Genomic DNA, 22,883 nt, shown 5'->3' with positions numbered 1-22,883 from the left:
AAAAGCAGGCCGCCCTCTTCTTATATTTCGTCAAATGATGAATAGCTGACAGAATACCGTAAATGGTAACCGCACACAGCTTCACGCGGCCAACATTCGACGCTATCCGAACCGGGCCTTCAAGCCCGGGAGCCTGCGCCACTATTTTCCCACTGTTTTCTTTCGCTTGCCACGCGGCAAAGTACGTACTGGAGTCTGTTGCACAATGATAACAAAACAACTTTCCACTGATCTTAGCCATACCGAGCTGCCGGAGGTGTGGCGATCAGAGGTGCAACAACAACTTTCCTCTGGGGAAAACGTTTCAAATGCCCTTGAGGTTGACTTGGACGCCAGACTTCATTTCGCGAAAGGCCTCGTCCTGTTGACCGAGCGCCGCATTATGGCACGCGCACCGGGGGAAACGGTATGGCAAAGTTGGCCTTACCAGGCGGATTTGACGCTGAAACTGCATGACCACGCGGGCGTCGGCCACCTGGAATTGGTAAATAGTAAAGGCCGCCTGGCGGACTGGCGCTTCACCCTGGGCCAGAATCTGCTGGCCATCCGCCTGAGCGAAAAGTTCGCCGCGCTGCGCGAAAGCGCGGTCAGCGGCCGGCCCGTCGTCAGCGACGAGGAGCACATCTGCCCCAGCTGCAAGGCGCCCTTGGCCCCGGACCAGGACGAGTGCCCGATCTGCACCAAGGTGGTCTACACGCCGCCGTCCACCTGGACCCTGTTCCGCCTGTGGCGCTTCGCCCGGCCCTACCAGTGGCCGCTGCTGGCCGGCTTCCTGCTGATGCTGCTGAGCACGGCCGCGCACATGATCCCGCCCTACCTCACCATGCCGCTGATGGACAACGTGCTGATCCCTTATCAGAACGGCAAGCCGGTCGACAAGGCGCTGGTGACGATGTACATGTCCGGCCTGCTGGGCTCGGCCGTGCTGGCCTGGATACTGGGCTGGGGCAAGACCTATGTGCTGGCCCTGGTGTCCGAGCGCATCGGCGCCGACCTGCGCACCAACACCTACGAGCACCTGCTCAAGCTGTCGCTGGAATACTTCGGCGGCAAGCGCACCGGCGACCTGATGTCGCGCATCGGCAGCGAGTCCGACCGCATCTGCGTGTTCCTGTCGCTGCACCTGCTGGACTTCGCCTCCGACGTGCTGATGATCATCATGACCGGCGTGATCCTGGTCTCGATCGACCCCTGGCTGGCCGCCATCACGCTGCTGCCGCTGCCCTTCATCGCTTGGCTGATCCACCTGGTGCGCGACCGCCTGCGCACCGGCTTCGAGAAGATCGACCGGGTCTGGGGCGAGGTCACCAACGTGCTGGCCGACACCATCCCCGGCATTCGCGTGGTGAAGGCCTTCGCCCAGGAATCGCGCGAGGCCAACCGCTTCCGCGTCGCCAACCGGCACAACCTGGCCGTCAACGACAAGCTGAACAAGGTGTGGTCGCTGTTCTCGCCCACGGTGTCCTTCCTGACGGAACTGGGCCTGTTGGTGATCTGGGTGTTCGGCATCTACCAGGTGTCGCAATCGCACATCACGGTCGGCGTGCTGAGCGCCTTCGTGGCCTACAGCAGCCGCTTCTACGGCCGGCTGGACTCGATGAGCCGCATCGTCTCGGTGACGCAGAAATCGGCCTCGGCGGCCAAGCGCATCTTCGACATCCTGGACCACGTGTCCAGCGTGCCGGAGCCGGCCAGCCCGGTCAAGCTGCCCAAGGTCGAGGGCAACATCGCGCTGCGCGACGTCGGCTTCCGCTACGGCAACCGGGCGGTCAACCGCGGCATCAACCTCAACATCAAGGCCGGCGAGATGGTCGGCCTGGTCGGCCACAGCGGTTCCGGCAAGAGCACGCTGGTCAACCTGATCTGCCGCTTCTACGACGTGACCGAGGGCGCCATCCTGCTGGACGGCGTCGACATCCGCGCGCTGGCCGTGTCGGACTACCGCCGCAACATCGGCCTGGTGCTGCAGGAACCCTTCCTGTTCTTCGGCACCATCGCCGAGAACATCGCCTACGGCAAGCCGGACGCGACCCGCGCCCAGATCATGGCCGCCGCCCGCGCCGCGCACGCGCACGAATTCATCCTGCGCCTGCCGCAGGGCTACGACTCCATGGTCGGCGAGCGCGGCCAGGGCCTGTCCGGCGGCGAGCGCCAGCGCATCTCGATCGCCCGCGCGCTGCTGATCGACCCGCCCATCCTGATCCTGGACGAGGCCACCGCCTCGGTGGACTCGGAGACCGAGAAGGAGATCCAGAAGGCGCTGGACAACCTGGTCACCGGCCGCACCACCATCGCCATCGCCCACCGCCTGTCGACGCTGCAAAAGGCCGACCGGCTGGTGGTGCTCGACCGCGGCCGCGTGGTCGAGGAAGGCGGACACGAGGAATTGATGGCCCGGGAAGGCGCGTACTACCGCTTGTACCAGGCCCAGGCACGCAACGTCGACACCGACCTCGACGACACTCCGGGAAAACGACATGACGACTGATTTGATGATGAACAGCTTCACGCTGGCCCGCGACAGCTTCGGCCGCCTGAACCTCACCGGCGCCGACGGCGCGCTGCACGAGAACGTGGCGCCGGTGCGCGCCTTCCCCATCCAGGCGCCCGACGAGGGCATCTCCCTGGTGAGCACGGACGGCAAGGAGGTGGCCTGGATAGACCGGCTGGACCAGCTGGCCCACGCCACCGCCGCGCTGGTGCGCGAGGAGTTGCAAAGCCGCGAGTTCATGCCGGAGATCGCCCGCATCCTGGAGGTCAGCGGCTACGCCACGCCCTGCACGTGGGCGGTGGACACCAACCGCGGCAAGACCAGCTTCGTGCTGCGCGGCGAGGAGGACATCCGCCGCATCGGCAGCGAATCGCTGCTGGTGTCGGACAACCACGGCATCCACTTCCTGATCCGCAACCAGTACGAGCTGGACAAGCACAGCAAGAAGATACTGGACCGTTTCCTGTAGCGCCGTAAAACCCATCATGAAACAGAAATCGCTCTCGGCCGGCGCCGTCGTCGTCAATGGCGCCGGCGACCGGCGCCGCTACCTGCTGATGCGCTGCTTCCAGTACTGGGACTTCCCCAAGGGCATGGTCGAACGCGGCGAGTCGCCGTTCCTGGCGGCGCAGCGCGAGATCCGCGAGGAGGCCTCGCTGGAGGGGCTCGAATTCCCCTGGGGCGAGGAATTCACCGAAACCGCGCCCTACGGCGACGGCAAGGTGGCGCGCTACTACCTGGCCCTGAGCCCCACACTGGACGTGACGCTGGGCGTCAGCGCCGAACTGGGCTTCCCCGAGCACGACGAGTACCGCTGGCTGGACTACGAGGCCGCGCGCGCCCTGCTGGGACCGCGCGTGCGCGCCGTGCTGGACTGGGGCCACGCCCTGTCCGCGCGGCCGCCGGTGTGACCCCGGGTCAGTAGTTCGGATGCAACAAATTCCTTGTTGCAATTATCACGAAATGTCGCCGTTCTTTACAGTCGGCCCGCTCTCGACTACGATCCAAGTTCCAAGTCACTGATTTGTCATCATAATTCATTGCCAGGCATGATTCTTGCAGAGCTGATAATGTTGACCCAGGGAGAGCATCATGGCCACACCCCGCCGTAACTACCCGTATCTGCTGCCGTGCGCGGCGGCGGTACTGTTCACGGCCGCTTCCGCCCACGCCACACCCGCCGCGCCATCGGAGGCGCAGCCCGAGCAGGAACACCGCGCCGCCGGCGCCGACTGGCTGGAGCGGCGCGCCTCGGAGGGCACCGCCGAGTCGATGAACGCCGGCGTCCTGGGCGGCGCCTACCTCACGCCCCACAACTTCGCGAAGATACAGGCCACCGAAACCCACGGCAAGGGCCACCTGCCCCGCGCGGACAAGGACCTGTCGGCCGAATTGTCGGCCGTGCAACGCTACGGCCTGGAGGAGGAAACCGAGATCCTCGACGGCGACTGGTGGCTGCCCGCGTTGGGCTTCCTGAGCGCGACCCTCACCGGCGTGCTGATGTACGCGCGCAACCCCCTCAGCCGCAAGCGCAAATACCGGCGCACGCCGCACGAGCCCTACGGCCCCTACCGCAAGCGCGGCTGAGCGGCACCCGACAAAAAAAACGGAGGCGCGCGGCCTCCGTTTTTCATTGCGCGGCGCGCGGCGCGCGGCCGCGGGCGACGCTTAGCGCCGGCGGCGGCGCGCCAGGGCGCCGGCCGCCAGGCCGCCCAGCAGCAGGGACAGGGTGCCCGGCAGCGGAACGGCGGCGTTCGCGTTCTCAACGTTGATGTTGTCGAGCTGGTTGAACGCGCCCGAGCCGAAACGCAGCTCGCTGATGCCGTTCAGCGCCGTGCCCCAGGTGCCCGCGCCTTCGAGCAAGCCGACCAGGCTGCCGTCGGCCGACACGGCGCTCGCGTCCGTGTAATAGTCGAAGCCGATCAGGTTGAACAGGCCGCCGCCCACCCGGGTCAGGGTCGCGAACGTGCCGTCGCCGTTCTCCATGCCGTCGTGCCAGTTGTAGGTCTGCGGCTCGAATGTGCCGTCGCCGATATGCGCGTCGCCGGCCACCGAGCCCGGCGCGTGCAGCGTCAACTGGAAGCCCGACTCCTGGTAGTTCAGGCTCTGGCCGTTGTAGCCCATGCCGGCCAGCAGCGAGCCGGTGTTGCCATAGACGACGAAGTCGGCCATGCCGTCGAACGTCAGGACGGCGGCGCTGGCGCCGCTGGCGGCGGCGCCCAGGGCCAGGGCGGCGACGATGCTTCTAAACTTCTTTGCGTACATAGTGTTCTCCTGAGTGTATGGTTGATGCGGGCGCGTCAGTAGCTGAACAGGACGCCGCGGCCGCCGCCGCTGAGGTACAGGCGCCCCGGGACGGTCTGGTCGGCCGCCAGCGTGCCCATGCCGCCGAACTGGTGCTTGTCGTCGTTGAAGCGGGTCCAGGTGACGCCGCCGTCGTCCGAGCGGTGCACGCCCCACACGTTGCCGATCACGCCGGCCAGGTAGATCGAGGACGAGTACTTCGCGTCGGCCGGCGCCTTGCCCAGGGTGATGGAGGTGGCGCCGTACACGTCCGGGGTCCACTGGCCATTGCCCCAGATCGGCGTGGTCACGTTCAGCTTGGTCCAGGTGGCGCCCGAATCGACCGAGTGCAGGATGTTCAGGCCGTCGGCCACCCAGATGTCGCCCTCCGCGTTCGGATTGACCGCGATCGACGAGGCGAAGAAGTCCACCGTCCAGCTCTTGGACGGGAACGAGACGCTCTCGGTGAAAGTGCGGCCGCCGTCGGTGGAGGTGTAGAAGTGCGCCGTTTCGCCCCACTGCGTCCACCACGAGCCGCCCGAGTTGTAGGCGTACACCTTGTTCGGGTTCTTGCGGTCCGCCACCACCTTGTAGGCGCGGTCGATGCCCATGTGGTTCAGGGCCGGCAGGTTGGTGTAGGTCCAGGTCGCGCCGTTGTCGGTGGTGTAGGCCGGCGCCGCGTGGGACGGGGCCCAGACCACGTGGCCGGTCTTGGTGACGGCCAGGTTGGACGCGTCGCTGGTGTTGCCCAGCGCGTCCGGATGGTTGGTCGCGAAGCCCTTCCAGGTCACGCCGGAGTCGGTGGAATAGGCGCCGGCCACGTTGGGGGTGTTCCAGCCGGGCGAGCCGGTGGTGGCGATGTAGGCCGGGTTGGACCAGGCCATGTCGACGCCGTAGGTGCTGTTGAACATGCCCCACGAGCCGCGCGTGGGCGACTTGAACAGTTCCGTCTGCACGGCCGTGCCGACGTCCAGCGCGGCGCGCAGCAGCGTGTAGTTGGCGCCCGGGGGCGGCGCCGTCAGGGCCTTGGTGGCCACCTCCTCGATGCCTTCGGATGCGTTGGTCCAGGTGGGCTTGGCCGCCGACGCGTTCTTGGTTTCCCACACGCCGCCGCCATGCACGTGCAGGATGTGGTCCGGGTTTTTCGGATCGATCTCGACGTCGTCGATCCAGCCGTAGAAGCCGCTGTCCGGCAGGTGCGGGGCCATCGCGGCGATCTCGCGCCAGGTGGCGCCGGCGTCGTCCGACAGCTGCACCGCCGGCATGCCGTCGTAGTTGCCCCACGAGTTGGACACGCCCAGCGCGATGCGGGTGCTGGCGCCGGTGCCGGACACGGACAGGCCGCCCATGCCGAAGTTGACCCATTGCTGGGTGTCGAATTTCCTCAGCAGGGTCCAGTTGGCGCCGTCGAATTTGTACAGCCGCGACGGGCCGCCCGCGCCGGGACCGGTGTCCTTGGTGAAGGCCACATACATCATGCCGTCCTTGTTGCGCACCATGTGGGGCACGATGAAGCCCTTCACGTCCTCGGGCACGGCGATGCCGGTCCAGGTCGCGCCGCCATCGGTGGTCTTGTACATATTGTGCGTCAGCCCGGCCACGTTGGCGTAGTCCGGCGCGACGGCCGTGTAGATGGTCTGGGTGGCGTTGCCGGTGCCCTTGGTCGAGGTGTCGAAGATGACCTGCTCCACGCCGACCACGCCGCTCCAGAAGACGCCCTCGATCTCGGCCTTGCTCATGTTGTGCGAGGACAGCGACGACACCTGGTTCCAGGTCTGGCCGTAGTCGGCGCTCTTCCACAGGCCGTTGGCGCGGGTGGCGTAGAACAGGATGGAAGGCTTGTTGGGGTCCACCATCAGGCGTTCGCCGACGGCGCGGCCCTGGTTGTTGCTGCCGGCCGAGAACGGCAGGTTGACGTATTGCCAGTTGTCGCCGCGGTCGGTGGAAATGTACAGGCGCGCGTTGGGGTTTTCCGAGAGGTACATGCCGGTGCTCATGTAGACGCGCTTGTCGTCGTTCGGATCGAGCGCCATGGTCTCGCTGCCGTGGTGGAAGCCCTCGGTGGGGCCGAAGCCGTCGGTGATCGCCACCCACGCGTTGGTGGCGGCGTCCCAGCGGTAGGCGCCGCCGATGTCGGTGCGCGCGTACAGCACGTCCGGGCTGGTCGGGTGGTAGATCAGGCCGGGCACATAGCCGCCGCCGCCGAACTTCACGCTCGCCCAGCGGGTCGCCTTGACGGGGGCCGGGGCGCCCATCTTGGTGGCGCCGATCCCGGCCGCCGATCCGGCGCCGTCGCCGCCGCCGCATCCAGCCACCAGGCCGGCCAGACCGGCCAGCAGGCCGCTCAGGACGATGATTTGGTTCTTGTTCATACTTGATTGAGCTCCAAGAAAAATGATGAATCGTGACTTACCGGTATGGCGGGGCTTGCCGCCCATGGGCCGAAAGCGCCCGTCCCCACCGGCATTCGGCGCACCTCATGCGGAGGTGCCGCATCCGTTTCTGGAAAGATATACAGCACCTGAATGTCCAGTATATATATCGGACATTTTGACCGTCCATTACATTATTGATGAGAACGGCTATCATTTTTTGCCAGAACGGCGGCGGGAGGAAGGTCTTACATGCCCTTGAAGCGGTGCTGGAAACGCTGGCTGACGGGCAGCCGCGCGGCGTGGCCGCGCAGGGTCAGCCACAGGGCGCCGTCGGCGTCGCGGCTGGCGGCGGCGATGCGCTTGACCGCCACCACGTGGCCGCGGTGGATCTGCCAGAAACCGGCCGAGTCCAGCGTTTCGGCCAGTTCCTTGAGCGGCGTGCGGATATGCGCCTCCAGCTTGTCGGTCACCACCCGCACGTATTTCGCCTCGGCCGAGAAGTACACCACGTCGGCCAGGTCGATGAAATGGATGGTGGCGCCGACCGAGGCCTGCAGCCAGGCGGGCGCGCTTGGCGCGGCCGGCGCCGCCTGCAGGCGCTCCATCAGCCGCGTCAGGTCCGGCGGGGGCAGCGACAGCCGGCCGCGCAGCCGCTCCACGCAGCGCGCCACGCGCGAGGCCTCCAGCGGCTTGAGCACGTAGTCCACGGCGCCCTCGTCGAAGGCCGCCACCGCGTGCTCCTGGTGCGCGGTGACGAACACCACGTGGGCGCGGGCCGCGAAGGCGCGCGCCACTTCCAGCCCGTTCAGGCCCGGCATGCGGATGTCGAGGAAGGCCACGTCGGGTTCACAGGCCCGCGCCAGGCGCAGCGCCTCGTAGCCGTCCGCCGCCTCGGCCACCACGGCCGCCTCCGGCCATAGCTGGCGCAGGGCTTCGCGCAGCTCGGCGCGCAGCAGTGGCTCGTCGTCCGCGATCAGGACGCGGGGAGCGGGACCGCCTCTCATGCCGCCTCGAAGCTCAATGGCAGGCGCAGCTCGGCCTCCGCCCCGCCGCCGGCCGCGGCGCGCAGTTCGAAGCCGCCGGCGCCGTCGTACAGCGCGGCCAGCCGCTCGCGCACATTGCGCAGGCCCACGCCGCTGCCGAACACCGTGCCCTCCAGGCCCGCGCCGTCGTCGCACACCAGCACGCGCAGGCGGGCGCCGTCGCGCGCCGCCGCCAGTTTCACGCGCACCGCGCCCGGCTTGGGCTCCACGCCGTGGCGCACGGCGTTTTCCACCAGCGACATCAGCATCAGCGGCGGCATCGCCGCGCCCTCCAGGTCCGGCGGACAGGCCAGCTCGAACGCCAGCCTGTCGCCGAAGCGTATCGCCATCAGCGCCAGATAGTGCTCCGCCAGCTGGAACTCGCGCGCCAAGGTGGACGACGGCGTGCGCAGGTCCGGCAGCGCGGTGCGCAGGTAGGCGATCAGATGGTCCAGCATGCGCACCGCCTTGTCGGGATCGTGCCGCGCCAGGTAGCGCGTGTTGGCCAGCGTGTTGTAGAGGAAGTGCGGCTCGACCTGGGCCTGCAGCGACTTCAGCTCGGCCGACAGGGCGGCCTGCTTCAGCGCCGCCATGTGCAGCTCCTGGGCCTGGCGCTGGGCGTAGACCAGCGGCAGCGCCAGCACGGCGGCGCCGAAGGCCAGCGCGCCGCCGTACACCTTGCCGCCGCCGATGCCCGCCACGCCGGCCGCGTCCACCGCCGCCTGGTACACCAGCGTACCGGCGCCGGCGCCGGCGGCCAGGCCCGCCAGCAAGGCCAGCCACGCCCAGCGCCAACCCTGGACGGCGGCGGGCCGCGGGAACGCGCGCGCCAGCCGCAAGGAGGCCGCGCCGAAGGCCGACACCAGCAGGAACACGGCGAACAGGGATAGCCACGCCAGCTCCCCCGCGCGCCACGCCACGGCGGCCATGCCGGCGGCCAGCGCCAGGCTGGCCAGCGCCTGGCGCGGGCTGGCGCCGGCGATGCGCGCCAGCGCGGCGGACGGTCCGGACGTCACAGCGTTGGCGCTTTCGGCAATTCGGGCCGGTTGGGGAACTTGTCGACCGGGACGTTCTCGCCGACCGCCTCCACCTTCAGCTCGTCGATCCAGGTCTCGCCCTTGCCGTCGCCGATCACCCCGATCGAAATGACCTTCGCGTTGGCCGGCACGTCCAGCACCACGCTGCGTCGCGCCCAGGAGGTGGTGCCCTTGATGGGCCGGTCCTGGCTGTTGTAGAACGGTCCGCTGGCGTTGTTGTCCAGGTCCACCCGCATCCATAGGCCGGACCAGGTCACGTCCTGCGTCCTCACGTTGGCGGAGAAACGGACCCGCTTGCCCCGATAGGACTCGGCCGAGAACTGCTGCATCAGCGTGGCCCAGCTGGCGCCATCGCCGTTGGCGTGGCGCAGGTACTTGGCGCCCTTGGCGCCGCTGCCGCGGCCGTCGGCGTCGACCCCGGCCTCGTACTGGTGGGGCGACTGCCCGGCCACCATCCAGGGCGCTGGCAACTGCGGGGCAGGCTGGGCCAGCGCCAGCAGGGACGATGCGGCCAGGCCGGCCAGGACGACGAATTGAGGTTTCATATTGGCATTCTCCCATGGCATGACGAAGTTGTCATGCCGGTCACTTTGCCCGAATGGGGGCGGGCCCGGGGAGCGATGCGACCGGCGCGGGCGGGCCGCGATGAGCGCGGCGCCGGGCGGATAAGCGATCCGCGGCCGGCGCCGGAGGGGAGGTAAGCCTACTTCGTCCCGGCGATGAAGATCGCGCGGAAGTCGTTGACGTTGGTGAGGGTCGGGCCGCAGACGACGGAGTCGCCCAGCGCCTGGAAGAAGCCGTGGCCGTCGTTGTTGGCCAGGCTCTCGCGCGCCTTGACGCCCTTGCCCCACGCGCGCGCCAGCGAATCCGGCGTCAGGATGCCGCCGGCGATTTCCTCCTGGCCGTCCACGCCGTCCGTGTCGCAGGCAATGGCGTGGATGCCGGCATGGCCGTTCAGCGACACGCCCAGCGACAGCAGGAACTCCACATTGCGTCCGCCCCTGCCCTTGCCGCGCACCGTCACCGTGGTTTCGCCGCCCGAGAGCAGGATGCACGGGGCCTGGAACGGCTGGCCGCGCAGCGCCACCTGGCGCGCGATGCCCGCCATGACGATGCCCACGTCGCGCGCCTCGCCCTCGATGCTGTCGCCCAGGATGTGCACCGCCACACCGGCGTCGCGCGCCACGGCGGCGGCGGCCTCCAGCGCGATCTGCGGCGCGGTGATCATGCGGATGTCGTTGCCCTCCAGGCGCTTGTCGCCCGGCTTGATGGTCTCGCCGCGGCCGCTTTCCAGCAGCTCGCGCACGCCGTCCGGCACGGCGATCCCGTAGCGTTTCAGGATGGCCAGCGCGTCGGCGCAGGTGGTGCGGTCCTCGCAGGTCGGGCCGGAGGCGATATCGGCCGGATCGTCGCCCGGCACGTCCGAGATCAGCAGCGTGACGACCTTGGCCGGGTGGCAGGCGGCGGCCAGGCGGCCGCCCTTGATGGCCGACAGGTGGCGCCGCACGCAGTTCATTTCGCTGATGGTGGCGCCGCTCTTGAGCAGCGCGCGGTTGATGTCCTGCTTGGTGGCCAGGTCCAGCGCCGGATCGGGCAGCGGCAGCAGCGAGGAGCCGCCACCGGAGATCAGGCAGATCACCAGGTCGTCGGCGGTCAGGCCGGACACCAGGTCCAGCATGCGGCGGGCCGCGTCCAGGCCGGCCTGGTCGGGCACCGGGTGGGCCGCCTCGACGATCTCGATGCGCGAGCACGGCACGCCGTAGTCGTAGCGCGTGACCACCAGGCCGCTCAATTCGCCGGGCCAGTGCTGTTCCACCACGCGCGCCATTTCGGCCGACGCCTTGCCGGCGCCGATCACCAGCGTGCGGCCGCGCGGCGGCGCGGGCAAATGCGGGGGCAGGCACAGCGACGGCTGGGCGGCCGCGACGGCGGCGTCGAACATGCGGCGCAGCAGCGCGCGCGGATCGGTGTGGTCTGACATGAACTGGCTCCTTGAAACTTTGATGGGCGATGCCGGATAGTCGCACGCTTTGCCCCGCGCGTTATGCGCCTGGAGTGAGCGGCGATATCAGCATGGCCCTATATGAACCGACCATGCGCTAACAATGCGCTACCAATTATGCTCGATACCGGCCCGCAACGTCGCGTATCCGCTGGTCAGCCCCTCCACGCGCCGGGTGCCGGCCGGGCCGGCGTAGGCCTGGACGGCCTGCGTGTCGCGCCGCAACAGGTTGGACGCGCCCAGGCGCAGCCTGGTGGCCGCGGCCAGGCTCCACACCGCGTACAGGTCCAGTTTGCGCTGCGCCGGCGCCACCGAGGACAGCTGGGCGGACACCCGCGCGCGGCCGCCGGACTGGTGGCTGAAATCGGCGCCCGCCTTGAACGCGTCGCCCGCCTTGTAGTCCAGGCCCACGCTCGCGGTCAGCTTGGGCTGGCGGTCCAGCCGGTTGTCCGGCCCGGCGACGGCGGCCACGCGCGACCAGTTGCGCGCGAGGCTGGCGCGCCCCGTGAACGCGGGGCCGAGCGCGCCCTTCGCCTCCAGCGCCACGCCCCAGGCATCCGCCCTGCCCTGGTTGGACGGCGTCCGGACCCAGCGTCCGCCCTCGTTCAGCAGCAGCGGCAAGGTCACGTCGTCGATGCGGCGCAAGTAGGCGCTGGCGCCGAGCAGGCCGTCCTTGGCCGGATAGTGGTCGTAAGCCACGTCCATGCCCCAGGCCGTTTCGGGCCGCAGGGCCGGGTTGCCCCTGGTGTCCGGGTTGGTCTGGGTGTTGTTGTTGTCGACCGTGTAGCGGCGCGGGATCAGGTCCAGCATGGCCGGCGCCTTGTAGGTGCGCGCCAAGCCGGCGCGGAACTGGTCCCGCGGCGTGGGCTTGTACAACAGCTGCACCGTCGGGGCCGGGATGGACGAGCGCCGCGCCACCTCCGCCACGCCGGTGCCGGCGATACGCGTCGCCAGCGATTCCCAGCGCAGGCCGGCGGACAGCGACCAGGCCGGGGCGATGTCCCAGTCGTCCTGCGCGTAGAGCGCCGCGCGCCGTATGGTGCCGTCGTACAGTTCGGCGATGTCGGCGGCGAGCATGAAGTCATGCTCCATGCGGCTTTGCGAGCGCTCGGTGTGGCCGGTGTCCCATCCCAGCGCCAGCGCGTGCCCGCCGGCGGCCGGCGCCACGTACTTGCCGCTAAAGGTCGCGCCGCTCTCGTCGATATCGGAGCGCACCCGCCGCAGGTCCGGCGAGCGCACGCCGCCCGCCATGGAGTGGAACTCGTAGTCCGAACCGCGGGGATTGTGCAGGCCGCCCAGTTTGGCCTCCAGCTTCGCGCCGCTTGCAAGCGCGCGCCGCCATTCGAGGTCGCCGCGCAGCAGCACGCCGCGCAGGTCCACCCGCCTGCCGTTCCGCGGGACCGCCGAGTACTCGCCGGCCAGCAGCGTCTCCCGCGCATCGACCGCCGTGGTGCGCTTGTAGGGCGTGATGTAGCCCTGCAGGCTCCAGGCGTCGCCGTTGCCGCTCCAATTCAGCCGTGGCGTGATGTTCAGCGACAGCCCCTTGTTCCGCTCATGCACGGGGTTCAGGCGGTCCGTGACCAGCGTGCCGTCGGGCGCCGTCACCGTTTCGCGGTACACGGTGTCGTCCGGCTCGCCGGTCTGGCTGGCGGTCGCCGCCACGCTCCACGACAGCGCGTCGACCTTGTCCGACGCCAGCAGCGACAGGCTGGGACGGCGCTCCCCGCCCGCCCAGGCCATGCCTGGCTTGAGCTCCTTGCTCGCGCGCGGCGCGCCCTTGCGCAGGATGATGTTGATGGTGCCGGCGATGGACTGCGCGCCCAGTTCGGACGAGGCGGTGCGCAGGATCTCCACCCGCTCGATCAGGTCCGGCGACAGCGCGTCGATCGCGAAGCCCGCCGGCGCCGCCGTGCCGTTCAGCAGGATCTGCGTGTAGCCGTTGCCCAGGCCGCGCATGCGTATCTCGCCGCCCTTGCCGGCGCCGTCGCCGACGGTGATGCCGGCCACGCGCCTCAGCACCTCGGCCAGCGTGCGGTCGCCCTGGCGCCGCAGCTCCTCGGCGCCGAGGACGATGGTGCTGGCGGTGTCCTGGCGGCGCTGGTCGTATTTGGCGCCCGTCACCTGGACTTTTTGCACTTCCTGCGCCGAGGCGCTCGCGTGGCAAGCCAATGCGGCGGCCAGCGCGCATAAACGTGATTGCATGCTTTTCCTTCGTTGTAGGGACGTGCGAAGTCCCGCCGCGAGGGCGTGGACTTCGTTGAACCGGATGGGATTTAGTTGCTGGCGCGGGACGCGCGGGCGCGCAGCGCGGAGGGCAGCGCCGTGTCGTCCAGGCGGGCGATCAGGCGTTGCGGGTCGATATGCTCGCCGTTGCGCTGCACTTCGAGGTGCAGGTGGGGGCCGGTGGCGCGGCCGGTGGCGCCGGTCCTGCCGATCACCTGCCCCGGCTGAACGGTGTCGCCGGCGCGCACGGCGCGCTGGTCCAGGTGGGCGTACAGCGAGCGCAGGCCGTCCGCGTGTTCGATCACGATGACCTTGCCCCACTTGGCCTGGCCCTCGTACAGATCGGTCGACACGGCCACCTTGCCGGGCGCCGGCGCCCGGATGGGCGTGCCGGTCCTGGCGGCGAAGTCCAGGCCGTGGTGGAAGCTGGCCGCCGTGTCGATGGGCTTGGGCCGCGGACCGTAAAAGCTGCTCACGCGGGGACGTTCCAGCGGGGAGCGCCATACGGCGACGGGGGCCGCGTCCGCGGGGTTATCCCTGGTGATATCGGACTTGGTGGCCGGCAGCGCGTCCCGCGTGACGCCACGCCAGGCGAACGCCGGCTGCAGCAGCACGCTGGCGGCCAGCAGCGCCAGCGCGGCGGCGCCCAGCACGGCGCGTCCCGCCACGCCCACCACGCCGGAGCGGCCCAGGTCCGACTGCCGTATAAGGCGGATGCGCGCGCCCAGCGCGGCCAGCCCAGGGCCGCCGAAGGCCGCCGTGGCGCAGGCGCCCTCCCCCATGCCCAGCTTCAGCTGCGCCAGCAGCGCGGCGGCGTAGCTCTGGCGCTGCGCAGCGGGACGGCTGGCCAGCACGGCACGGTCGCAGCCCAGTTCCTGCGCGCAGCTCAGTTGTCCGCCCAGGGCGCGCATGGCGGGATTGAACCAGAACACGGTCTGCAACAGCAGGCTGGCGTGCAGCCACCAATGGTCGCGCCGGCGCCAATGGGTCAGTTCATGCGCGACGATCAGTTGCTGCTGCAGCGCGTCGAACCCGCGCAGATGGCGCGGCAGCAGCAGCAAGGGACGCGTCAGGCCCACCAGCATGGGGGAGATGGCGGCATCCGTTTCCAGCACGGAGATGGCCGGCAAGGACGCTTGCGCGGCGAATCCGGCATGCGCGCGCAGGCCGGCCGCGTCCAGCGGCTCGGCGCTGGCCAGCAGGCCCCGCATGGCGGCGGCCGCCTTGCGCCAACGCCACAGCGCCCGCGCAAAGCCGGCCGCGTAGCACGCCAGCCACGTCAGCGCCGCGATGGCGAGCCAAGCCGGCACCTCCGGGAATTCGTTCGCGCCAAAAACCGGTGCAAAACCCGGGGTCAGACCCCGCGGGTCTGACCCCAGCCGTGGCAACAGGTTCCCCCCGCCGGCCATGGCGGACAAGGCGGCGCCCCCCTCTTCGGCGGCGATCTCGATCGCCGGCACGACGCTCAACTCGCCGCTTCCGGGCAGCAGCACGGCGACAAACGTGGCGGCCACCGCGCATTGCGCCAGCAACCACACGAAACGCTGCGACGCGGCCCCGGGCCAGCGGCGCAGGGCCAGCTTCAGCACGGCCCAGGCCACGGCCCCGGCCGCGATACAGGTCGCGCTGGCCTGCAGCAGCGGCAGCGCCATGGCGGCATATGACACATAAATGGCGTATCCGGCCATGCTCACTCCTTCCCTTCCGGCCAGTCCTGCAGCAGCTGTTCCAGCGCCGCCAGTTCGCCCTGGTCGACCAATTTGCTGCCGGTGAACATATTGACGGGCAGGGGCGCGTCCATTTCCATCACGCGCTTGCCGAAATCGTGCGCGAACGCGGCCAGCGTGGCGACCTTTTCCAGCGTCGCGCTATAGACGTTGACGCCGTGCAGCGCCTGCTGCGCGACCATCCCCTTTTCCAGCATGCGGTCCAGCGTCTTGCGGGTGGACGAATACGACCAGTCCAGTTCCGCCACAACGCGTTCGTGGATTTCGCGCGCGCTCAGCGGCTGCTCCTTCCACAGGCATTTCAACAAACTCAATTCCGTAACCGATGGCGTGGTCATGGTTATCCTCCGTGTGACATGAGACGCCATGGTACGACAACTGTCGCATGGCCGCAATAACAATATGCGACATTTGTCGCATGCCATGTTCGTTCACTACCGTGTTCGCTTCTGCGTTAATTCGCGCACCGAACCGGCCGCTCGGCAAGGCCACACTACGGCATGCATCAGCCACTTACCTGAGGAGCCAACATCATGCGTACCACCCCAACATCGTCCAAACGCGCCGCGTCGAAGCCCATCGCCACCGAATCGAAACAGCTGGACGCGATCGGGCTGCTGATGGAGGACCACGAGCACGTGAAGGACCTGTTTGAACAGTTCGAGGACCTCGGCGACCGCGCCATGGTCAGCAAGAAGAAGCTGGCCGACGAGATCTGCATGGAGCTGACCAAGCACACGATGGTCGAGGAGGAGATCTTCTACCCCGCCGTGCGCGCCGCCGGCAAGGAATTCGAGGACCTGATCGACGAGGCGGTGGTGGAGCACGCCTCGGCCAAGCAGCTCATCGGCCAGATCCAGTCCATGGACGCCGGCGACGACCTGTTCGACGCCAAGGTCAAGGTGCTGTCGGAGCAGATCGACCACCACGTGAAGGAGGAAGAGGACGAGATGTTCCCCAAAGTGCGCAAGGCCAAACTGGACCTGGCGACGCTGGGGCGGCAGATGGCGGAACGAAAAGCCGGCATCGCCGAAGAATAAAGCCTTCCCCTCCCTGGTCTACATCTAAGCCCACCGCCGGTGGGCTTTTTCTTTTAGAATCTGGTCGCCGGCGGCGTGCCGCCAATAACCAAACCGGAAAAAAGACGAATGATAGACGACGGCAAAAACGAGTTAAAGCGTGGCCTGAAGACCCGGCACATCCAGCTTATCGCGCTGGGCGGTGCGATCGGGACCGGTCTGTTCCTGGGGATCGCGGAGACGATCAAGATGGCGGGACCGTCGGTCCTGCTGGGCTATGCGGTGGCGGGGGTGATCGCCTTCCTCATCATGCGCCAGCTGGGCGAGATGGTGGTGGACGAGCCGGTGGCCGGCTCCTTCAGCTATTTCGCCGACAAATACTGCGGCAACCTGGCCGGCTTCATGTCGGGCTGGAACTACTGGGTGTTGTACGTGCTGGTCTCCATGGCCGAGCTGTCGGCGGTGGGCGTGTACATCCAGTTCTGGTGGCCGGAGGTGCCCACCTGGGTCACGGCGCTGGCCTTCTTCCTGATCATCAATTCCATCAGCCTGCTGAACGTGAAGGCCTTCGGCGAGATGGAGTTCTGGTTCGCCATCATCAAGGTGGTCGCCATCGTCGGCATGATCGTGTTCGGCGCCTACCTGCTGGTCTCCGGCGAGGCCGGGCCGCAGGCCACGGTCGCCAACCTGTGGCAGCACGGCGGCTTCTTCCCCAACGGCGTGGGCGGCCTGGTGATGGCGATGGCCGTCATCATGTTCTCGTTCGGCGGCCTGGAACTGGTGGGCATCACCGCCGCCGAGGCGGACAATCCCTCGGAAACCATCCCCAAGGCCACCAACCAGGCCATCTACCGCATCCTGATCTTCTACGTCGGCGCGCTGGGCGTGCTGCTGTCGCTGTATCCGTGGCAGAAGGTGGTCACCGGCGGCAGCCCCTTCGTGCTGATCTTCCAGGCCATGGACAGCCACCTGGTGGCGCACATCCTGAACGTGGTGGTGCTGACGGCGGCGCTGTCGGTGTACAACAGCTGCGTGTACTGCAACAGCCGCATGCTGTTCGGCCTGGCCAAGCAGGGCAACGCGCCGCGCGCGCTGCTGACGGTGAACAAGCGCGGCGTGCCGCTGGCCGCGCTGGGCGTGTCCGCCGTGGCCACCGGCGCCTGCGTCGTCATCAACTACTTCCTGCCAGGCGAGGCCTTCGGCTTCCTGATGGGGCTGGTGGTGTCGGCGCTGATCATCAACTGGGGCATGATCAGCTGGATCCACCTGCGCTTCCGCGCGCAAAAACGCGCGGCCGGCCAGGCCACGGCCTTCCAGAGCCTGGGCCACCCGTTCACCAACTACCTGTGCCTGGCCTTCCTGGCCGCCATCCTGGTGATCATGTACCTGACGCCGGGCCTGCGCCTGTCGGTCTACCTGATCCCGGTGTGGCTGGCGGTGCTGGGCGTGGGTTACTGGATCAAGGGCCGCAACGCCGCCACCGCCGCGGCGTGAGGCGCCGGTGATCTCCGAGGGTGTGGCGTAAAGTTAACAGCACGACCGTTCTCTTTTTTTGCCACCCCACCCTCCCCGTGCTACAGTGCACCGCACCATTTCAACCAACCGGAGTACTGTATGCAACGTGAAGTAGTGATCGTCAGCGGTGTGCGCACCGCCATCGGCGACTTTGGCGGCAGCCTGAAGGACTTCCCACCAACCGAACTGGCGGCGCGCGTCACCCGCGAGGCGCTGGCCCGCGCCGGCGTGAACGGCGAGGAGGTAGGCCACGTGGTGTTCGGCAGCGTGATCCACACCGAGCCGAAGGACATGTACATTTCCCGCGTGGCGGCCGTGAACGCCGGCATTGGCCACGAGACGCCCGCGCTGACGGTGAACCGCCTGTGCGGCTCCGGCCTGCAGGCCGTGATCACCGCCGCGCAAGCCATCCTGCTGGGCGACGCGGACATCGCCGTGGCCGGCGGCGCCGAGAGCATGAGCCGCGCGCCGCACTCCACCAACGGCCTGCGCTGGGGCACCCGCATGGGTGACGGCAAGTTCACCGACATGATGACCGGCGCGCTGACCGACCCGTTCGACAGCGTCCACATGGGCATCACCGCCGAGAACGTGGCCGAGCGCTACGAGATTTCGCGCGAGGCGCAGGACGCGCTGGCGCTGGAATCGCACAGCCGCGCCGCCCGCGCCACCGCGGCCGGCTACTTCAAGGAACAGATCCTGCCGGTGGCCGTCAAGTCGCGCAAGGGCGAGGTGCTGTTCGAGGCCGACGAGCACGTGCGCGCCGACACCACGCTGGAAAGCCTGGCCGCCATGCGCACCGCCTTCAAGAAGGACGGCAGCGTCACCGCCGGCAACGCCTCCGGCCTGAACGACGGCGCCGCGGCGCTGGTGCTGATGGAGCGCGGCGTGGCCGAGCGGCGCGGCCTCAAGCCGCTGGCGCGCCTGGTGTCCTACGCCAACGCCGGCGTGGATCCGAAGTACATGGGCATCGGTCCCGTGCCGGCCAGCCGCAAGGCGCTGGAGCGCGCCGGCCTGACGGTGGCCGACATCGACGTGGTGGAGGCCAACGAGGCCTTCGCCGCGCAGGCGTGCGCGGTGGCCAAGGAACTGGGCCTGGACCCGGCCAAGGTGAACCCGAACGGTTCGGGCATCGGCCTGGGCCACCCGATCGGCGCGACCGGCGCCATCATCAGCGTGAAGGCGCTGTACGAGCTGCGACGCACCGGCGGCCGCTACGCGCTGGTCACCATGTGCATCGGCGGCGGCCAGGGCATCGCGGCCATCTTCGAGCGCCTGTAATCGCGGCACGGGGCGCCGCCGGATTCAGCGGGCGGCGCCTTCCTTGCCGGCGTCCCCCTTCCTGCGCGCCTCCCTGGCGGCGGCGCGGTCGGCCTCCGTCATCTTGAAGGCCTTGTCGTAGTTGCTGCCCGAGGTCACCGTGCATTCCTTCTTGCCGCAAGAGAGACGGGTCAGCAGTTCGCCGTCCACCCAGTAAGCCTCTCCGGGCTGGCCCTTGGCGGGCTTGATCTCCTTGTACGGCGCGGCGCCGAACTCCGCGCGCAGCTTGTCGTAGCCCACGCTGGCCGGATACACGGCCGTCACCTCCCCCACCCGCTGCGACGGCGTGTAGAACTTCACCGTCAAGGTGTCCGGCACGGCCTTGTTCAGCACGATGAAGGCCTTGCCGCCGGGCTGGCTGGAGCTCCAGTTGCACACCAGCGCGTCGACCCCGCCGCGCTCCTCGTAGGGCAGCTTCTGCCCGGACATCTGCGCGCACTTCATGTTGGAAATGCCGATGACCTTGTATTTGTTGTCGCCCACGCGCACGCCCTGCACGACGTGCGGGCTGGGATAGGCGCTGGCGGCCAGCGGAAACGCCAAGGCCACGGTGCAAACCGTGGCCTTGGCGATGATGACGGCGAAATTCGTCTTGCTCACTTGATCCCTTCCTTGGGGCGGCCCACCCGCGGGGGCCATGAATCGGGGCGCCGCGGTTGGACGCGGCGCCCCTCGAGGTCAATCCTCGTGGAAGGCCTCTTCACGCTTCTTGCGCAGCGATGGCGACAGCACCACGGCCAGCGCGGCCACGGCCAGCCCCAGCATGACGGCGCTGATCGGACGCTGCACGAACACCAGCGGATCGCTGTGCGACAGCAGCATGGCGCGGCGCAGGTACTCCTCCATCATCGGTCCGATGATGAAGCCCAGCAGCATCGGCGCCGGTTCCGCCTCCAGTTTCGCGCAGATGTAGCCGAACAGGCCGAACAACGCCATCAGCCACACGTCGAAGTCGCTGTTGTTCAGGCTGAACACGCCGATCGCGCAGAACATCAGGATGGCCGGATACAGGCGGTGGTAGGGAACCATGATCATCTTGACCCACAGGCCGATCATCGGCAGGTTCAGCACCACCAGGAACAGGTTGCCGATCCACATGGAGACGATCAAGCCCCAGAACAGCGCGGGCTGCTCGGTCATCACGGCCGGGCCGGGCTGGATGCCCTGGATGATCATCGCGCCGATCATCAGCGCCATCACCGGGTTGGACGGGATGCCCAGCGTCAGCATCGGGATGAACGAGGTCTGCGCGCCGGCGTTGTTGGCCGCCTCGGGGGCGGCCACGCCCTCGATCGCGCCCTTGCCGAACATCGCCGAGTTCTTCGACACCTTCTTCTCGATCGAATAGGCGGCGAAGGACGCCAGCATGGCGCCGCCGCCGGGCAGGATGCCCAGCGCCGAGCCCAGGATGGTGCCGCGGAAGACCGGCGCGATGATGCGCTTGAAGTCCTCCTTGGTCAGCATCAGGCCGGAGACCTTCTTCATCAGCAGGTTGCGGCCCTCGTCGTGCTCGAGGTTGCGCACGATCTCGCCGATGCCGAACATGCCCATGGCGACGATCACGAAGTTGATGCCGTCGGCCAGTTGCGGCAGGTCGAAGGTGTAGCGCGCCGCGCCGGAATTGACGTCGGTGCCCACCAGGCCGAGCAGCAGGCCCAGGATCACCATGCCGATGGCGTTCAGCAGCGAGCCGCTGGCCAGCACCACCGAGGCCACCAGGCCCAGCACCATCAGCGAGAAGTACTCGGCGGGACCGAATTTGAGGGCCAGGTCGGCCAGCGGCGGCGCGAACAGCGCCAGCAGCACGGTGGCCACCGAGCCGGCGAAGAAGGAGCCCAGGGCCGCCGTCGCCAGCGCCTTGCCGGCCTGGCCGTTGCGGGCCATCTGGTAGCCGTCGATGGCCGTCACCACCGAGGACGACTCGCCCGGCAGGTTGACCAGGATGGCGGTGGTGGAGCCGCCGTACTGGGCGCCGTAGTAGATGCCGGACAGCATGATCAGCGCCGAGATCGGCGGCAGGCCGAAGGTGGCCGGCAGCAGCATGGCGATGGTGGCCACCGGGCCGAGGCCGGGCAGCACGCCGACCGCCGTGCCGACGAACACGCCGATCAGGCAGTACAGCAGGTTGGTCAGGGTGAACGCGGTCTCGATGCCGAGACCCAGGTTGCTAAAGATTTCCATTGCCGCTCCCGTTTAAAAGCCCAGCCATGGGCCGAGGATCGGCATCGGCAAGCCCAGCAGCTTGACGAACACCAGGACGCTGAAGGCGGCCAGTCCGGCGGCCAGCAGCAGTGTGGGGACCAGCTGGAACTTGTCGCTGGCGTAGGCGCTGAGGATGACCAGCACCAGCACGGCCGGCACCAGGCCGGCGCCGCGCATCAGCAGGCCGAACAGCAGCACGGCCGCCAGCACCAGCACCAGTTCCTTGACGTAGAACTTGCTCACGGCCTCGCCCTTGCGCACGAAGGAGCGGGCGATGCCGACCGCGCCGATCAGGGCCAGCAGGGAACCGAGGATGGTGGGGAAATACGCCGGGCCCATGCGGCCGGCGGTGCCCATGGCGTGCTCCTGGCCCAGGACGACGGCGGTCAGGCCGAACAGCAGAAAGATGATACCTGTCCAAAAGTCTTTTGGATGGCGGATAAAGGATGGCAAAACGGTCCCCTTCGAGTGAGTGCCCATCCCTGCCGCGGCGGACCGCGTCGATCCGCCGCGGCGGGATGTGGAATTGTTATATATGCGCCGGCCGCGGCGCGGCCGTGCTTAGTCGGCGTAGGCGCCGGCTTTCTGGATGATCGGCGCCCAGCGGTCGATTTCCGACTTCAGGAAGGCGCGCAGCACCTCCGGCTTGGCGCGCGCCTCCGGCACGGGCTCGGTGCCCAGGTCGGCGAAGCGCTGCTTGACGGTGGGGTCCTTCAGCGCCGTCAGCAACGCGCCGGACAGCGCGTCGATGATGGGCTTGGGCGTGCCCTTGGGCGCGTACAGGCCATGCCACACCGCCACCTCGAAGCCCGGCAGGCCGGCCTCGTTCAGGGTCGGCACGTCCGGCATGGACGGCAGGCGGGTCTTGGTGGTCACGCCGTAGACCTTGATCTTGCCGCTCTTGATCTGGCTGGTGGTGTTGGTGGTCTGGTCGCACATGAAGTCCACCTGGCCGCCCAGCAGGTCGTTCATGGCCGGGCCGGTGCCCTTGTAGGGCACCGTGGTCAGGTCGGTGCCGATGGCGGTCATGAACAGCATGCCGCACAGGTGCGAGGCCGAACCCAGGCCGGCGTTGGCGTAGGTGACCTTGGCCTTGTTGGCCTTCACGTAGGCCAGCAGCTCCTTGAAGTCCTTGGCCGGGAAGTCCTTGCGCGCCACCAGCGTCATCGGCACGTCGGTCACCAGGCCGACCGGCTCGAAGTCGGTCAGCGCGTTGTAGCTCAGCTTGCGGTACAGGGCCGGCGCGGTGGACTGGCCGATGTGGTGCAGGAAGATGGTGTAGCCGTCCGGCGCGGATTTGGCGACGCGCGCGGCGCCGATGGTGCCGCCGGCGCCGCCGACGTTCTCCACGATGATCTGCTGTTTCAGCTTGGTGCCCATCGATTGCGCGACCAAACGCGCAACAGTGTCGGTGGGGCCGCCGGCCGCGAACGGCACGACCATGGTGATGGTCTTGGTGGGGTAGTCCTCGGCGTGGACGGTGGTGGCGCCCAGCATGGCAAGGGCGGCGGCGATCGGCAAATATCTGATTTTCATGGGTGTCAGTCCTCTTTCTCACTATTTTGAAGGTAGTAACTCATCCGCACGATAGGCAAAAGCATCATACTTTCTTCTATACGATTACGTATATACCCTTTTTACCGGATCACCAACCATCACCGCAATTG

Annotated in this window: 20 protein-coding genes; 7 read left to right on the top strand and 13 right to left on the bottom strand. The window is 68.1% G+C overall.

The genetic code is table 11. The features are described 5' to 3' along the window. The first annotated feature begins 205 nt into the window (after positions 1-205). From BM436_RS07370 to BM436_RS07355, 4 genes are all read left to right on the top strand, one after another. Entirely contained in the window at positions 206-2,488 is a 2,283-nt protein-coding gene (locus BM436_RS07370) for a cyanophycin metabolism-associated ABC transporter (RefSeq protein WP_093554867.1), read from the top strand. Positions 2,489-2,492: 4 nt separating this feature from the next. Further along, complete coding sequence (locus tag BM436_RS07365) at positions 2,493-2,960, top strand: cyanophycin metabolism-associated DUF1854 family protein (protein WP_177307055.1); 468 nt, start codon at positions 2,493-2,495, stop codon at positions 2,958-2,960. Positions 2,961-2,976: 16 nt separating this feature from the next. After that, the gene (locus tag BM436_RS07360) at positions 2,977-3,402 is read left to right on the top strand and encodes an NUDIX domain-containing protein (RefSeq protein WP_093554865.1); all 426 of its coding nucleotides are present in this window, start codon (positions 2,977-2,979) and stop codon (positions 3,400-3,402) included. Between the two features lie 181 nt (positions 3,403-3,583). Further along, a complete protein-coding gene (locus BM436_RS07355) occupies positions 3,584-4,078 on the top strand; it encodes a hypothetical protein (RefSeq protein ID WP_093554864.1) in 495 nt (164 codons plus the stop codon). Between the two features lie 81 nt (positions 4,079-4,159). Here the strand turns inward: BM436_RS07355 and BM436_RS07350 are convergent, their stop codons facing one another. The 9 genes from BM436_RS07350 to BM436_RS07310 all read right to left on the bottom strand — a co-directional run bounded on the left by BM436_RS07350 (position 4,160) and on the right by BM436_RS07310 (position 15,498). Next, on the bottom strand, positions 4,160-4,756 hold the full coding sequence (locus BM436_RS07350) for a hypothetical protein (protein ID WP_093554863.1): 597 nt from the start codon (positions 4,754-4,756) through the stop codon (positions 4,160-4,162). Between the two features lie 35 nt (positions 4,757-4,791). Beyond that, positions 4,792-7,146 carry a sialidase family protein gene (locus tag BM436_RS07345; RefSeq protein ID WP_093554862.1) on the bottom strand — a complete coding sequence of 785 codons (2,355 nt, stop codon included), beginning with the start codon at positions 7,144-7,146 and terminating at the stop codon, positions 4,792-4,794. Between the two features lie 248 nt (positions 7,147-7,394). Further along, positions 7,395-8,153 (bottom strand): LytR/AlgR family response regulator transcription factor, encoded by a 759-nt coding sequence (locus BM436_RS07340; protein WP_093554861.1) that lies wholly within the window; start codon positions 8,151-8,153, stop codon positions 7,395-7,397. Then, entirely contained in the window at positions 8,150-9,187 is a 1,038-nt protein-coding gene (locus BM436_RS07335; protein WP_093554860.1) for a sensor histidine kinase, read from the bottom strand. The genes BM436_RS07340 and BM436_RS07335 overlap by 4 nt, the downstream gene beginning before the upstream one ends. Beyond that, positions 9,184-9,753, bottom strand: a complete 570-nt coding sequence (locus BM436_RS07330; RefSeq protein ID WP_093554859.1) for a transcriptional regulator — start codon at positions 9,751-9,753, stop codon at positions 9,184-9,186. The genes BM436_RS07335 and BM436_RS07330 overlap by 4 nt, the downstream gene beginning before the upstream one ends. A 158-nt stretch (positions 9,754-9,911) precedes the next feature. Then, positions 9,912-11,189, bottom strand: coding sequence for a glycerate kinase type-2 family protein (locus tag BM436_RS07325; RefSeq protein WP_093554858.1), 1,278 nt, complete (start codon positions 11,187-11,189; stop codon positions 9,912-9,914). 129 nt (positions 11,190-11,318) lie between these two features. Then, positions 11,319-13,412 (bottom strand): TonB-dependent receptor, encoded by a 2,094-nt coding sequence (locus tag BM436_RS07320; protein ID WP_093554857.1) that lies wholly within the window; start codon positions 13,410-13,412, stop codon positions 11,319-11,321. A 71-nt stretch (positions 13,413-13,483) separates the two neighbouring features. After that, the gene (locus tag BM436_RS07315) at positions 13,484-15,121 is read right to left on the bottom strand and encodes a M23/M56 family metallopeptidase (protein WP_093554856.1); all 1,638 of its coding nucleotides are present in this window, start codon (positions 15,119-15,121) and stop codon (positions 13,484-13,486) included. A gap of 2 nt (positions 15,122-15,123) precedes the next feature. Beyond that, positions 15,124-15,498 (bottom strand): BlaI/MecI/CopY family transcriptional regulator, encoded by a 375-nt coding sequence (locus BM436_RS07310; RefSeq protein ID WP_093554855.1) that lies wholly within the window; start codon positions 15,496-15,498, stop codon positions 15,124-15,126. A gap of 195 nt (positions 15,499-15,693) precedes the next feature. On the opposite strand from BM436_RS07310, the gene BM436_RS07305 reads away from it, so the two are divergent. From BM436_RS07305 to bktB, 3 genes are all read left to right on the top strand, one after another. After that, positions 15,694-16,200 carry a hemerythrin domain-containing protein gene (locus BM436_RS07305; protein ID WP_093554854.1) on the top strand — a complete coding sequence of 169 codons (507 nt, stop codon included), beginning with the start codon at positions 15,694-15,696 and terminating at the stop codon, positions 16,198-16,200. Between the two features lie 108 nt (positions 16,201-16,308). Continuing rightward, on the top strand, positions 16,309-17,673 hold the full coding sequence (locus tag BM436_RS07300; RefSeq protein WP_093554853.1) for an amino acid permease: 1,365 nt from the start codon (positions 16,309-16,311) through the stop codon (positions 17,671-17,673). A gap of 120 nt (positions 17,674-17,793) precedes the next feature. Continuing rightward, the gene (gene bktB, locus BM436_RS07295; RefSeq protein ID WP_093554852.1) at positions 17,794-18,975 is read left to right on the top strand and encodes a beta-ketothiolase BktB; all 1,182 of its coding nucleotides are present in this window, start codon (positions 17,794-17,796) and stop codon (positions 18,973-18,975) included. A 24-nt stretch (positions 18,976-18,999) separates the two neighbouring features. On the opposite strand, the gene BM436_RS07290 is transcribed toward bktB, so the two are convergent. The 4 genes from BM436_RS07290 to BM436_RS07275 form a co-directional block, all read right to left on the bottom strand. Then, positions 19,000-19,614: a hypothetical protein gene (locus tag BM436_RS07290; RefSeq protein WP_093554851.1), complete on the bottom strand. Its 615-nt coding sequence runs from the start codon at positions 19,612-19,614 to the stop codon at positions 19,000-19,002. A 78-nt stretch (positions 19,615-19,692) separates the two neighbouring features. Beyond that, positions 19,693-21,195 carry a tripartite tricarboxylate transporter permease gene (locus BM436_RS07285; RefSeq protein ID WP_093554850.1) on the bottom strand — a complete coding sequence of 501 codons (1,503 nt, stop codon included), beginning with the start codon at positions 21,193-21,195 and terminating at the stop codon, positions 19,693-19,695. 12 nt (positions 21,196-21,207) lie between these two features. Continuing rightward, a complete protein-coding gene (locus BM436_RS07280) occupies positions 21,208-21,669 on the bottom strand; it encodes a tripartite tricarboxylate transporter TctB family protein (RefSeq protein WP_093554849.1) in 462 nt (153 codons plus the stop codon). A 108-nt stretch (positions 21,670-21,777) separates the two neighbouring features. Continuing rightward, a complete protein-coding gene (locus BM436_RS07275) occupies positions 21,778-22,752 on the bottom strand; it encodes a tripartite tricarboxylate transporter substrate binding protein BugD (protein WP_093554848.1) in 975 nt (324 codons plus the stop codon). Positions 22,753-22,883: the final 131 nt, after the last annotated feature.

It is taken from the genome of Pseudoduganella namucuonensis, from assembly GCF_900116645.1.
Classification (GTDB): domain Bacteria; phylum Pseudomonadota; class Gammaproteobacteria; order Burkholderiales; family Burkholderiaceae_D; genus Rugamonas; species Rugamonas namucuonensis.
This window is presented reverse-complemented; position numbering and strand designations above follow the sequence as displayed.

What these genes read in the sequence shown, in the direction of transcription:
- BM436_RS07370 (WP_093554867.1), top strand. Translation starts at nt 206, where the DNA reads ATGATAACAAAACAACTTTCCACTGATCTTAGCCATACCGAGCTGCCG.
- BM436_RS07365 (WP_177307055.1), top strand. Translation starts at nt 2,493, where the DNA reads ATGATGAACAGCTTCACGCTGGCCCGCGACAGCTTCGGCCGCCTGAAC.
- BM436_RS07360 (WP_093554865.1), top strand. Translation starts at nt 2,977, where the DNA reads ATGAAACAGAAATCGCTCTCGGCCGGCGCCGTCGTCGTCAATGGCGCC.
- BM436_RS07355 (WP_093554864.1), top strand. Translation starts at nt 3,584, where the DNA reads ATGGCCACACCCCGCCGTAACTACCCGTATCTGCTGCCGTGCGCGGCG.
- BM436_RS07350 (WP_093554863.1), bottom strand. Translation starts at nt 4,756, where the DNA reads ATGTACGCAAAGAAGTTTAGAAGCATCGTCGCCGCCCTGGCCCTGGGC.
- BM436_RS07345 (WP_093554862.1), bottom strand. Translation starts at nt 7,146, where the DNA reads ATGAACAAGAACCAAATCATCGTCCTGAGCGGCCTGCTGGCCGGTCTG.
- BM436_RS07340 (WP_093554861.1), bottom strand. Translation starts at nt 8,153, where the DNA reads ATGAGAGGCGGTCCCGCTCCCCGCGTCCTGATCGCGGACGACGAGCCA.
- BM436_RS07330 (WP_093554859.1), bottom strand. Translation starts at nt 9,753, where the DNA reads ATGAAACCTCAATTCGTCGTCCTGGCCGGCCTGGCCGCATCGTCCCTG.
- BM436_RS07325 (WP_093554858.1), bottom strand. Translation starts at nt 11,189, where the DNA reads ATGTCAGACCACACCGATCCGCGCGCGCTGCTGCGCCGCATGTTCGAC.
- BM436_RS07320 (WP_093554857.1), bottom strand. Translation starts at nt 13,412, where the DNA reads ATGCAATCACGTTTATGCGCGCTGGCCGCCGCATTGGCTTGCCACGCG.
- BM436_RS07315 (WP_093554856.1), bottom strand. Translation starts at nt 15,121, where the DNA reads ATGGCCGGATACGCCATTTATGTGTCATATGCCGCCATGGCGCTGCCG.
- BM436_RS07310 (WP_093554855.1), bottom strand. Translation starts at nt 15,498, where the DNA reads ATGACCACGCCATCGGTTACGGAATTGAGTTTGTTGAAATGCCTGTGG.
- BM436_RS07305 (WP_093554854.1), top strand. Translation starts at nt 15,694, where the DNA reads ATGCGTACCACCCCAACATCGTCCAAACGCGCCGCGTCGAAGCCCATC.
- BM436_RS07300 (WP_093554853.1), top strand. Translation starts at nt 16,309, where the DNA reads ATGATAGACGACGGCAAAAACGAGTTAAAGCGTGGCCTGAAGACCCGG.
- bktB (WP_093554852.1), top strand. Translation starts at nt 17,794, where the DNA reads ATGCAACGTGAAGTAGTGATCGTCAGCGGTGTGCGCACCGCCATCGGC.
- BM436_RS07285 (WP_093554850.1), bottom strand. Translation starts at nt 21,195, where the DNA reads ATGGAAATCTTTAGCAACCTGGGTCTCGGCATCGAGACCGCGTTCACC.
- BM436_RS07275 (WP_093554848.1), bottom strand. Translation starts at nt 22,752, where the DNA reads ATGAAAATCAGATATTTGCCGATCGCCGCCGCCCTTGCCATGCTGGGC.